This is a genomic window from Acinetobacter sp. YH16044 (assembly GCF_013417145.1).
In the GTDB taxonomy this organism is placed as follows: domain Bacteria; phylum Pseudomonadota; class Gammaproteobacteria; order Pseudomonadales; family Moraxellaceae; genus Acinetobacter; species Acinetobacter amyesii.
Genome location: NZ_VPEK01000072.1, coordinates 1 through 3,223, shown reverse-complemented (window position 1 = coordinate 3,223; position 3,223 = coordinate 1). Strand labels below are relative to the sequence as shown.

The window sequence follows — 3,223 nt, the reverse complement described above, 5'->3', positions numbered from 1 at the left end:
GAGCTGGCGATGACTTACTCTCACATGGGTAACCCCACACTACCATCAGCGCTAAGAGGTTTCACTTCTGAGTTCGGGAAGGGATCAGGTGGTTCACTCTTGCTATTGTCGCCAGCACAACTGTTATGGATACTTACTTAGTCTAATCTCAGAGCAGTGCTCTTCGTGCTAAGTTTTCTACCAAATGAGTTATTAACAGATCATATCTGAGTTGCATATTTTGTTCTTAAGCGTTAACTAAATCAAGTTATTTTGCTTAATATCGAATCAATTGATGCTTTACATACAACTGTTTGGGTGTTGTATAGTCAAGCCTCACGAGCAATTAGTATTGGTCAGCTTCATGCGTCACCGCACTTCCACATCCAACCTATCAACGTCGTAGTCTTCAACGGCTCTTTAGTGGACATAAAGTCCAAGGGAAATCTTATCTTGAGGTAGGCTTCCCGCTTAGATGCTTTCAGCGGTTATCCCTTCCGAACATAGCTACCCGGCGATGCGACTGGCGTCACAACCGGTACACCAGAGGTTCGTCCACTCTGGTCCTCTCGTACTAGGAGCAGATCCTCTCAAATTTCCAGCGCCCACGGTAGATAGGGACCGAACTGTCTCACGACGTTCTAAACCCAGCTCGCGTACCTCTTTAAATGGCGAACAGCCATACCCTTGGGACCTGCTTCAGCCCCAGGATGAGATGAGCCGACATCGAGGTGCCAAACACCGCCGTCGATATGAACTCTTGGGCGGTATCAGCCTGTTATCCCCAGAGTACCTTTTATCCGTTGAGCGATGGCCCTTCCATACAGAACCACCGGATCACTAAGACCTACTTTCGTACCTGCTCGACTTGTGGGTCTCGCAGTTAAGCGCGCTTTTGCCTTTATACTCTACGCGTGATTTCCGACCACGCTGAGCGCACCTTCGTACTCCTCCGTTACTCTTTAGGAGGAGACCGCCCCAGTCAAACTACCCACCAGACATGGTCCTCGCTCCAGATCATGGAGCAGAGTTAGAACCTCAATATTACCAGGGTGGTATTTCAAGATTGGCTCCACCGAAACTAGCGTCTCGGTTTCAAAGCCTCCCACCTATCCTACACAAGTAAGATCAAAGTTCAATGTCAAGCTGCAGTAAAGGTTCACGGGGTCTTTCCGTCTAGCCGCGGGTACACCGCATCTTCACGGCGATTTCGATTTCACTGAGCCTCTGCTGGAGACAGCGCCCCCATCATTATGCCATTCGTGCAGGTCGGAACTTACCCGACAAGGAATTTCGCTACCTTAGGACCGTTATAGTTACGGCCGCCGTTTACTGGGGCTTCGATCAAGAGCTTCGCTTACGCTAACCCCATCAATTAACCTTCCAGCACCGGGCAGGCATCACACCCTATACGTCCACTTTCGTGTTTGCAGAGTGCTATGTTTTTAATAAACAGTTGCAGGGGCCTGGTTTCTGTGGCTGCTCTCAGCTCAGGAAGTAAATCCCATCACCAAAAGCAGCGTACCTTCTCCCGAAGTTACGGTACCATTTTGCCTAGTTCCTTCAGCAGAGTTCTCTCAAGCGCTTTGGTCTACTCGACCTGACCACCTGTGTCGGTTTCGGGTACGATTCCAGTGTAACTGAAGCTTAGAGACTTTTCCTGGAAGTATGGTATCAGCCACTTCACTGTACAAGTACAGCTTGCTGTCAGATCTCAGCATAGAGTACCCCGGATTTGCCTAAGATACATGCCTACTTCCTTTCACCTGGACAACCAACGCCAGGCTGACTTAACCTTCTCCGTCCTCTCATCGCATTACACTGAAGTATTGGAATATTAACCAATTTCCCATCGACTACGCCTCTCGGCCTCGCCTTAGGGGTCGACTCACCCAGCCCCGATTAACGTTGGACTGGAACCCTTGGTCTTTCAGCGAACGGGTTTTTCACCCGTTTTGTCGTTACTCACGTCAGCATTCGCACTTCTGATACCTCCAGCAGACTTCTCAATCCACCTTCATCGGCTTACAGAACGCTCCCCTACCACTTACACTAATGTGTAAATCCGCAGCTTCGGCATATAGTTTTAGCCCCGTTACATCTTCCGCGCAGGCCGACTCGACTAGTGAGCTATTACGCTTTCTTTAAAGGGTGGCTGCTTCTAAGCCAACCTCCTAGCTGTCTATGCCTTCCCACATCGTTTCCCACTTAACTATAATTTTGGGGCCTTAGCTGGCGGTCTGGATTGTTTTCCTCTTGACTACGGACGTTAGCACCCGCAGTCTGTCTCCCGGATAGTACTCATTGGTATTCGGAGTTTGCATCGGTTTGGTAAGTCGGGATGACCCCCTAGCCGAAACAGTGCTCTACCCCCAATGGTATTCGTCCGAGGCGCTACCTAAATAGCTTTCGGGGAGAACCAGCTATCACCGAGTTTGATTAGCCTTTCACCCCTATCCACAAGTCATCCCCTGGCTTTTCAACGACAGTGGGTTCGGTCCTCCAGTTAGTGTTACCCAACCTTCAACCTGCTCATGGATAGATCACCCGGTTTCGGGTCTACACCCAGCAACTAAACGCCCTATTAAGACTCGATTTCTCTACGGCTCCCCTAATCGGTTAACCTTGCTACTGAATGTAAGTCGCTGACCCATTATACAAAAGGTACGCAGTCACCAAACAAGTTGGCTCCCACTGCTTGTATGCATGCGGTTTCAGGATCTATTTCACTCCCCTCACAGGGGTTCTTTTCGCCTTTCCCTCACGGTACTGGTTCACTATCGGTCAGTCAGGAGTATTTAGCCTTGGAGGATGGTCCCCCCATATTCAGACAAGGTTTCACGTGCCTCGCCCTACTCGACATCATTATCTAAGCCCTTTCGTGTACAGGACTATCACCTACTATGGTCGCACTTCCCAGAGCGTTCCACTAAAGCTTAGATAACTTAATGGGCTTTTCCCCGTTCGCTCGCCGCTACTGAGGGAATCTCAATTGATTTCTTTTCCTAAGGGTACTGAGATGTTTCACTTCCCCTCGTTCGCCTCATAAACCTATGTATTCAGTTTATGATACCCGCCTTATAGCGGGTGGGTTTCCCCATTCAGAAATCTCCGGATCACAGGATATTTGCCGCCTCCCCGGAGCTTATCGCAGGCTATTACGTCTTTCATCGCCTCTGACTGCCAAGGCATCCACCACATGCACTTAATTACTTGACTATACAACCCCAAACAGTCGCTAATA

General features: G+C 49.4%; 2 rRNA genes. Both read right to left on the bottom strand.

What is annotated here, in order from left to right:
* Position 1: 1 nt before the first annotated feature.
* Positions 2-116, bottom strand: a 5S ribosomal RNA gene (gene rrf / locus FTV38_RS16425).
* Positions 117-304: 188 nt separating this feature from the next.
* Positions 305-3,198 (bottom strand): 23S ribosomal RNA (locus tag FTV38_RS16420).
* Between the last annotated feature and the right edge of the window lie 25 nt (positions 3,199-3,223).